This window comes from Nonomuraea sp. NPDC003201 (genome assembly GCF_053590415.1).
This window is the reverse complement of record NZ_JBSFTC010000432.1, coordinates 1-7,282: the sequence shown is the minus strand read 5'-3', so window position 1 is coordinate 7,282 and position 7,282 is coordinate 1. Positions and strand designations below refer to the sequence as shown.

Annotated in this window: 8 protein-coding genes; 2 read left to right on the top strand and 6 right to left on the bottom strand. The window is 72.4% G+C overall.

Annotated features, from left to right (window positions below):
* From ACWDX9_RS56835 to ACWDX9_RS56820, 4 genes are all read right to left on the bottom strand, one after another.
* Positions 1–1,095: thiamine pyrophosphate-binding protein (locus ACWDX9_RS56835; protein ID WP_449971354.1), on the bottom strand; the 1,095-nt coding region annotated here is incomplete at its 3' end.
* A gap of 16 nt (positions 1,096–1,111) precedes the next feature.
* The gene (locus tag ACWDX9_RS56830; RefSeq protein WP_449971352.1) at positions 1,112–1,873 is read right to left on the bottom strand and encodes an amino acid ABC transporter ATP-binding protein; all 762 of its coding nucleotides are present in this window, start codon (positions 1,871–1,873) and stop codon (positions 1,112–1,114) included.
* Positions 1,870–2,709, bottom strand: coding sequence for an amino acid ABC transporter permease (locus ACWDX9_RS56825; RefSeq protein ID WP_449971349.1), 840 nt, complete (start codon positions 2,707–2,709; stop codon positions 1,870–1,872). Before ACWDX9_RS56825 ends, ACWDX9_RS56830 begins: the two co-directional genes overlap by 4 nt.
* A complete protein-coding gene (locus ACWDX9_RS56820; protein ID WP_449971346.1) occupies positions 2,706–3,596 on the bottom strand; it encodes an ABC transporter substrate-binding protein in 891 nt (296 codons plus the stop codon). Before ACWDX9_RS56820 ends, ACWDX9_RS56825 begins: the two co-directional genes overlap by 4 nt.
* A 107-nt stretch (positions 3,597–3,703) precedes the next feature.
* Between ACWDX9_RS56820 and ACWDX9_RS56815 the strand changes: the two genes are divergently transcribed.
* Positions 3,704–5,158 carry a PucR family transcriptional regulator gene (locus ACWDX9_RS56815; RefSeq protein ID WP_449971342.1) on the top strand — a complete coding sequence of 485 codons (1,455 nt, stop codon included), beginning with the start codon at positions 3,704–3,706 and terminating at the stop codon, positions 5,156–5,158.
* A gap of 61 nt (positions 5,159–5,219) precedes the next feature.
* Here ACWDX9_RS56815 and ACWDX9_RS56810 read toward each other — a convergent pair whose 3' ends face one another.
* The gene (locus ACWDX9_RS56810; protein WP_449971339.1) at positions 5,220–5,420 is read right to left on the bottom strand and encodes a ferredoxin; all 201 of its coding nucleotides are present in this window, start codon (positions 5,418–5,420) and stop codon (positions 5,220–5,222) included.
* Between the two features lie 13 nt (positions 5,421–5,433).
* Positions 5,434–6,648, bottom strand: coding sequence for a cytochrome P450 (locus ACWDX9_RS56805; protein ID WP_449971336.1), 1,215 nt, complete (start codon positions 6,646–6,648; stop codon positions 5,434–5,436).
* Positions 6,649–6,734: 86 nt separating this feature from the next.
* Between ACWDX9_RS56805 and ACWDX9_RS56800 the strand changes: the two genes are divergently transcribed.
* Positions 6,735–7,282: TetR family transcriptional regulator (locus tag ACWDX9_RS56800; RefSeq protein WP_449971335.1), on the top strand; the 548-nt coding region annotated here is incomplete at its 3' end.

The following is a 7,282-nucleotide window of genomic DNA, read 5'->3' as shown; positions in this document are numbered from 1 at the left end:
CGCCGACCGGGCCGCCGACTGGGCCGCCGACTGGGCCGCCGGTTGGGCCCCCGGCCGGCCCGCTGCCCCGTCCCGGCCGGTACGCGCGCTCTTCACGGCCTGCGCCAGCTCCTCCAGCGCCGCCCTGGCGTCCGCGTGCACGGCCAGCGCCGGATGGTTGGACTCGAGCTTGCCGAGATCGGCCTCGATCTGCACGACCCGGCCCCGTGGCCGCATCGTGTGGTAGTTGCTGGACAGTTCCCCCAGCCCCGAGCCCACGACCAGCAGCACGTCGGCCTCCTCCAGGAACGCCGTCAGGTGCCGGTCCTCCAGCCACGACTGGAGCGACAGCGGGTGCTCCCAGGGGAAGGCGCCCTTCGCGCCGAACGTGGTGGCGACCGGCGCGTCCAGCTCCTGGGCCAGCTCCAGCAGGGCCGCCTGGGCCCCGGCGCGCACCACCCCGCCGCCGGCCAGGATCACCGGATCGGCCGCCCGTACCAGCAGGTCCGCCGCCGCGGCGACGAGCTCGGCCCGCGGGGCGAGCGGTCTCGGCGCCACCCGGAGCTCGCGCACCGCCGGGATCCCGGTCTCGGCGAGCAGCACGTCCTGCGGGATCTCCACCAGGACCGGGCCCGCGGGGGCGGTCAGCGCGAGCTCCCACGCCTCGGCCAGCGCCGGCGCGATCTGCCCGGCCGTCCGCACCACGTGGGCCGACTTCACGACGTCCCTGAAGGCCGCGGCCTGGTCCGGCAGTTCGTGCAGGTAGCCCTTGCGCCGCCCGCCCAGCCCGTCCGCGGGGATCTGGCTGCTGACGGCCAGCACGGGGACGGCGGCCGCGCGGGACTCCATGAGCGCGGGGAGGGTGCCCAGCGCGCCCGGGCCGGTGGAGACCAGGAAAGGCGTGACCGAGCCGGTCGCGCGGGCGTGGCCGTCGGCCGCGAACGCGACGCTCAGCTCGGTACGGCACCCCACGTAGCGCAGGTCAGAGCGGCGCAGCGCGTCGAACAGGCCGAGCGCGTGCTGCCCCGGCTCGCCGAAGACCGTGGTGGCGCCGAGCGCGGCCAGCGACTCGACGACCAGGTCGCCGCCCGTCCGCGCAGCTTGTCCCCGTGACATGGTCGGATCCCTTCCTCTACAGGACCTTGGCCAGGAAGGCCCTGGTCCGCTCATGCTGGGGCCGGGCGATCAGCTCGGCGGCCGGTCCCGCCTCGACGACCAGCCCGTCGTCCATGAAGACGACGTGGTCGGCCACCTCGCGGGCGAACCCGATCTCGTGCGTCACCACGACCATCGTCATCCCCGCTCCGGCCAGGTCCTTCATCACGTCGAGGACCTCGCCGACGAGCTCGGGGTCGAGCGCGCTGGTCGGCTCGTCGAACAGCATCAACTTGGGCTTCATGGCCAGGGCCCGGGCGATCGCCACGCGCTGCTGCTGGCCCCCGGACAGCTGATCGGGGCGGTGGCCGGCCCGCTCCTCCAGGCCGACCCGCCGCAGCAGGTCGAGCGCCTCCTGCCGGACGGCCTCGCGGGGGCGGCCGAGCACGTACACGGGCGCCTCCATGACGTTCTCCAGCGCGGTGCGGTGCGGGAAGAGGTTGAAGCGCTGGAACACCATGCCGATGTCCCGCCGCTGGTCGGCCACCTCGCGCGGGCGCATCTCGTACTTCTTGCCGCCCGAGCGGCGGTAGCCGACCAGGTGGCCGTCGACCCAGATCTCCCCGGCGTCGAGCCGTTCGAGGTGGTTGACGCAGCGCAGGAAGGTCGACTTGCCCGAGCCCGACGGGCCGAGCAGGCACACCACCTGGCCGGCGTGGACCGTCAGGTCGATGCCCTTGAGCACCTCGACCTTCCCGAAGCTCTTGCGCACACCCCTCGCGACGAGCAGTTCGTTCACGATCGGCCTCCGAACCGTCGTTCGAGCCGTGACTGGGCCAAGGTCAGCAGCGTGGTCAGGACGAGGTACCAGAGGCTGGCGACGATCAGCAGCGGGATCTGCTGGAAGTTGCGGCCGTAGATCAGCTGGGCGCTGGTCAGCAGGTCCGGGAGGCCGATGACCAGCACGAGGGAGGTGAGCTTGAGCATCGAGATCGTCTCGTTGGCGGTCGGCGGCACGATCACCCGGGCCGCCTGGGGCAGGATGACGCGCCGGTAGACCAGCGCGGGCCGCATGCCCAGCGCCTCGGCGGCCTCCCGCTGCCCGTGGTCGACCGAGCCGATGCCCGCTCTGACGATCTCGGCCATGTACGCCGCCTCGTTCAGCCCGAGGCCGAGGATGGCGGCGGTGAACGGGGTGATCAGCGCGTTGACCGGCGCGGAGAAGAACTCGGGGCCGAAGGGGACGCCGAGGCTGATCCGCGGCATCACGGCGCCCAGGAAGAACCAGAACAGCAGCTGGACCAGGATGGGCGTGCCGCGGAAGAGCCAGACGTAGGCGGCGGCGACCCAGCGCAGCAGCGGATTGTCCGACAGCCGCATGATCGCCAGCGCGGTGCCGAGCACGGCGCCCGCCAGCATGGCCAGCGCCGTCAGCTCGACCGTGAGCAGCAGCCCGCGCATGATCGACCGCTCGAAGAGGTAGCCGGCCACCAGGTCGGGCCGGAGCGCCGGGGTGGTCATCACGAAGTTGACCGCCATCGCGGCCAGCACCGCGAGCACCGCGGCGGCCACCCACCGGCCGGGCCGCCGCAGCGGCACGATCGGCTCGCTCCCGTTTTCCCGGGCGGCGGTCATGCGCCCGCGTTGATCGCGGCGTCCTTGAACGCCTGCGCCTGCAGGTTCCACTTGGCCAGGAGCTGGTCGTAGGTGCCGTTCGCGATGAGCTTCTTCAGCGCGGCCTGAACGGCGTCACGCAACTGCGGCTTGCCCTTCGGGACCGGGATGCCGACGGGAAGCGGGTCGATCGCGCTCACCGCGACCTCGAACTGCTGCGGAGCCTGCTTCACGCTGTAGGCCAGGGTCAGGTCGAGCGCGGCGACCATGTCTGCCCGCCCGGACTGCAGGGCCTGTACGGCGCTCGCCTGGTCGGGGAAGGGGACCTTCTCCACGGCCGGTTTTCCGGCCCCGGCGCACTTCTTCGTGACGTCGTCCACGAGCAGGTCGCCGGTCGCGGCCTTCTCGACCGCGACCTTCCTGCCGCACATGTCGAGGGTCTCCTTGATCCCCTGCGGGTTGCCCTTGGCCACCATGAGCGCCGACCCGGACTTGAGGTAGTCGACGAAGTCCACCTGTTCCTGGCGTTCCTTCTTGTCGAGCATGCTGGTCAGGCCGAGGTCGTAGCGGCCCGCGTTGAGGCCGCCGATGATGCCGTCGAAGCTGACGTTCTCGAAGGCGAACTGCACGCCCAGCACCTCGCCGAGCGCCTTGCCGAGGTCGGCGTCGAACCCGAGCACGGTCTTGTTGTCGGTGTCGAAGAACTCCATGGGCGGGAAGGAGACGCCGGAGGCCACCCGTACCTTGCCGGCCTGCCGGATGTCGGCCGGGAGCAGCTGGGCGACCGCCTCGTCCTTCGCGCCCGCCGCGATCTCGGTCTTGGGCGCCGTCGTGGTGGTCTCCTCGGGCGCGGCGCAGCCGGTGAGGGCCAATCCGGTGAAGAGGGCGATGGCAAGTTGTCTTCTCATGTCGTGCCGTGCCTTCCCGAACAGGGGCGAATGACTACCGAGTGTGAAGGCCGTACCCCCCAACCTTCAATCGGGGCAGCACTCAAGACCCGCCATATCCTTTGTGGGTGACCACAAAGGTGTCCGTGGAGGACCTGCTGCGCTCTCCCGCACTCCAGCTACGGCTCCTGGCCGGTGAGGCGGGGCTGGGGCGGTCGGTGTCGTGGGCGCACGTCAGCGAGCTCGACGACCCCACGCCGTGGCTGCTCGGCGCGGAGGTCATCATGACGACGGGGATCGCGATCCCGCGCCAGGCCGCCAAGCAGCGCGCCTACCTGGAACGGCTCGACGACGCGGGCGTGTCGGCGCTCGCCCTGTCGGCGCAGCTGCACGTGCCGCCGCTGCACGACGCGTTCATCCAGGCCGCCGAGGAGCGGGGGATGCCCGTGCTCGAGGTGCCGCTGGCCGTGCCGTTCATCGCGATCGCCCAGGAGGTGGCCGCGGCCGTGCAGGAGGACGCCAGGCAGCGCCTCGGCGCGCAGCTGCAGGTGTTCGGGGCGCTGCGCTGGCTGGCGGCCGAGGACCTCGACAGCGCGACGCTGTTCAAGCGGCTGGAGCGGCTGTCCGGATACGAGGTCTATCTGTGCACCCCGCAGGGGCGGCCGCTGCTGCCGGGGGTGCCGGTGCCCGACGTCGCGGTGCTGCCTTCCGAGCCGGAGGCGCCGCCCACCATCCCGGGCGGTTTCGTCCTGCCCGTGCCCGCGCCGGGTGGTCCGGCGGGCTTCCTCGTCGCCTTCGAGCGCCAGGGGGCCAGGCCCGCCGGGCTCGCCGTGGTGCAGCACATCGCCACGGTGGCCGCCCTGCAGGTGGCCATGGCCCGCAACGAGCGCGAGACGCTACGCCGCCAGGGCGCCGAGACCCTGTCCGAGCTGCTCCAGGACGTCCACGACCCGGCCGCGGCGCGGCGGCGCCTGGTCAGGATGGGCATCCCCGTGGAGGCCGAGCTGGCCCTCCTCGTGATCAGGAACGTGCCCGACGAGGCCATCCACCGGGCGCTCGACGACGCGCCGCACCTGATGCTGCGCCGGGGCGACGACCGCTACGTGCTCGGCTCGCCCGCCCTCGGCCCGGCGATCGCCGCGCTGCCGGGCGTCGCGGCGGGCATGAGCAGGCCGTTCCCGCCGGGGGAGTCCATGCAGATCCCCAAGCGGGAGGCGGTGTGGGCGGCCTCCTCGGCGTCCGAGTCGGGCCGCGCGCTGATCCACTACGGCGACGACACCACCGGCCGGTGGCTGCCCGACGACCCGTGGGCGCTCACCGCGCTGGTCGAGAACGTGCTCGGCAAGGCGCTCGCCTACGACTCCGCGCACGGGTCCCAGCTCCTGACGTCCGTGCGTACCTGGATGGAGCGCGACCGGCGCACCGAGGACGCCGCGACCGCGCTGCACATCCATCCCAACACCCTGGCCTACCGCCTGCGCAGGTTCGCCGAGCTGACGGGCCGCGACCTGACGTCCACCGCCGCGTTCGCGGAGGTCTGGCTGGCCCTGCGGGCGGGTCGCCAGCTCGGTCTCATGGACTGACGCCGCGACAGCTCGGGATGCCCGGCCCCGGGTGGCCGGGGCCGGGCGGCGCGGTCAGGGCTCAGGCGTCCTCGTCCACCCGGATGGCGGCCGCCGGGCAGACGGCGGCGGCCTCACGTACGGCGGCGTGCCGGTCCGCGGCGGGCTCGGCCTCCAGGAGGATGACGATGCCGTCGTCCTCGTTCTGGTCGAACACGTCCGGCGCGATCAGCACGCACTGGCCCGCGCCGCAGCACTTGGCCTCGTCGACGATGATCTTCATCTGGGTCTCCTCCTCACCAGCGGACCGGGACCTGGCGCAGGCCGCCGACCACGAGGCCCTCCACCCGGTGCAGCTCCTCCACCGGCACGGCCAGCTCCAGGGTGGGCAGCTTGCGCAGCAGCACCTCCAGGACGACCTGCAGCTCGGTCCGGGCCAGGGACTGGCCGAGGCAGGAGTGGGAGCCGGAGCCGAAGGCCAGGTGCGGGTTCGGGGTGCGGGTCAGGTCCATCTCGGCGGCCGCGTCGAAGACGCTCTCGTCGCGGTTGGCGGCGGCCATGCTGCAGATCACGGTCGTCCCGCGGGGCAGCACCGTGCCGCTGACCTCGGTCTCCTCCTTCAGGTAGCGGGGCAGGCCGAAGCCGGAGTTGGCGTCGAAGCGCAGCACCTCCTCCACCGCCGTACGCACCAGCGACGGGTCGGCCAGCAGCCGCTCCCAGCGGGTGCGGTCGGCCAGCAGCATCCCCACCATCTTGCCGATCATGTTGGCGGTTGTCTCGTGCCCGGCCACGAGCAGCCCCATCCCGGTGGCCAGCAGCTCGACGTCCGTCAGGCCCTCGCCCTCGGCGGCGCTCGCCTCGATCAGCTCGCTGAGCAGGTCGTCGCCCGGCGTCTCCCGCTTGGCGGCCACGTGCTCGGACATGTACTGGATGAACTCGGCCTGCGAGGCGTCGGTCTCCGCCTGGGTGAACTTGGTCAGGTTGAGCAGGCTGTCCGACCAGTGGGCGAAGCGGTCCCGGTCGGAGGCGGGCACGCCGAGCAGGTCGCAGATCACGTACACGGGCAGGGGGAAGCCCAGGGACGCCTTGAGGTCGCCGGGGGCGCCGCGCTCGACCATGTCGTCGATGAGCTGCTCGGCGATCCGCGCCATGGCGGGCCGCAGGGCGGCCATGCGCTTGGCGGTGAAGTACTTGCCGACCAGGCGCCGCCACCGCTGGTGCGGCTCCCCGCTGTCCGGGATGATCGCCGCCATCTCGCTGCTGAACAGCCCGCCGTCGTCGTTGGCCGACAGCCGGGCCGCGTCGGGCGCGTTCAGCAGGCGGGTGAAGCGCGGGTCGGCCAGCACCTGCTTGACGTCCTCGTACCGGGTGAGCAGCGTGGCCTCGTCGCCGCTGGGCAGCGTGACCCGCGCGACCGGGCACTTCCCCCGCAGGTCCGCCCACTCGGCGGGTGGCTCCAGCGCCGCCTCGCTCGGGATCGGATAGCTCAGGACCTGCTCGCTCTGCGTCATGCGGTATCTCCTCAAAAGGGTACGGAACTGGCGAAGTCGCGCTCCAGGAATACCGGACGATGTCGTCCGGTTGCTACCGTACTCCTATGGCCCACACGCGTCGACCCAATAGAGGCCCCAGCGCCGCCGCCGAGAACCGCGCGGCGCTGATCGAGGCTGCCCGCGAGCTGTTCGCCACCGACGGCTTCGACGCGCCGCTCACCTCGATCGCGCGGGCGGCCGGGGTCGGCCAGGGCAGCCTCTACCGGCACTTCCCCGACCGCGTCAGCCTCGCGCTGGCCGTGTTCGACGACGGCATCAAGGCGCTGGAGGCGCTGGCCACCGATCCTGCGGCCACGCTCGACGACGTGCTGGCGCTGACGACCGATCAGGCGATCGCCTCGACGGCGTTCATCGCGATGGTCAGCGCCACGGATCCGCGCATCATGAGCCTGCGTTACCAGGTGGAGGCGCTACTGGAGGGGCCGCTGGCGAGGGCGCGGGAGGCCGGCCGCGTGCGCGAGCACGTCACCGCCGAGGATCTGGTGACGGCGTTGGGCATGATCGCGGCGATCGCCACCGAACTGGGCGAGGAACTTCGCCGGCACTGGGCTGAGTACGACGCGCTGCCAGATCTTGCGGACCGACCGCCGAG

Excerpts from the sequence above, each read along its gene's own strand:
- ACWDX9_RS56825 (WP_449971349.1), bottom strand. The coding sequence starts at position 2,709 with ATGACCGCCGCCCGGGAAAACGGGAGCGAGCCGATCGTGCCGCTGCGG.
- ACWDX9_RS56820 (WP_449971346.1), bottom strand. The coding sequence starts at position 3,596 with ATGAGAAGACAACTTGCCATCGCCCTCTTCACCGGATTGGCCCTCACC.
- ACWDX9_RS56810 (WP_449971339.1), bottom strand. The coding sequence starts at position 5,420 with ATGAAGATCATCGTCGACGAGGCCAAGTGCTGCGGCGCGGGCCAGTGC.
- ACWDX9_RS56805 (WP_449971336.1), bottom strand. The coding sequence starts at position 6,648 with ATGACGCAGAGCGAGCAGGTCCTGAGCTATCCGATCCCGAGCGAGGCG.